This window comes from Streptomyces sp. DH12, assembly GCF_020873895.1.
GTDB lineage: Bacteria > Actinomycetota > Actinomycetes > Streptomycetales > Streptomycetaceae > Streptomyces.
This window is the reverse complement of record NZ_JAHWGT010000492.1, coordinates 1-592: the sequence shown is the minus strand read 5'-3', so window position 1 is coordinate 592 and position 592 is coordinate 1. Positions and strand designations below refer to the sequence as shown.

1 pseudogene is annotated in these 592 nt (G+C 70.1%); it reads right to left on the bottom strand.

What is annotated here, in order from left to right:
- Nucleotides 1-193: 193 nt before the first annotated feature.
- Nucleotides 194-592 (bottom strand): annotated as a pseudogene (locus tag LPA54_RS35360) (serine/threonine protein kinase); the annotation flags it as partial.

Below are 592 nucleotides of genomic sequence, written 5' to 3'. Positions count from 1 at the left end.
ACCACGCCCATGCCGCCGCGTCCGAGCAGTGCCTCCAGACGGTAACGTCCCGCCACGACGCGGGCGTTGGCCCCGTCGGTCCCGTTGTCCGGCTCCCCCTCGGTCACCATGCGCCCATCATGCCCCACCGGATGTGTCCGCTCCGGTACGGCGATTCGGCCAACGGGCGCACGTCCGCGCACGCCGGGGGCGGTCAGGGCTCGCGCCAGCCTCTGAGAATCGTCTCGAACTGCTGCCTGGTCGTGTCCCAGTCCTCGGCGGGCCCGGCCATGTAGAGGGCGTACTCCACCCCGTCGCGCGTGAGGTACATCTGGTCCACCGCCCGGTACGGCCCGGGGAACTCGGTGTCCTTGGGCAGCGCGGTCCAGCTGTACTCCAGGCGCGCGGCCTCGCGGTCACGGTAGGTCAGGCGCTTCAGCTCGATCTGCTCGTAGTCGACGAGACGCCCGCCGACCTGCTGATCGAGGTCGCTGAGGTGGTCGAACGGGTCGTCGAAGTCCGGGGAGTCGTCGGCGGCGATGCGCAGGAAGTGCTTGCCGCCGTCGGGCGTGTAGTCGACCTGCTGGGTCTCCTCGTCGAACACCACCCGTTC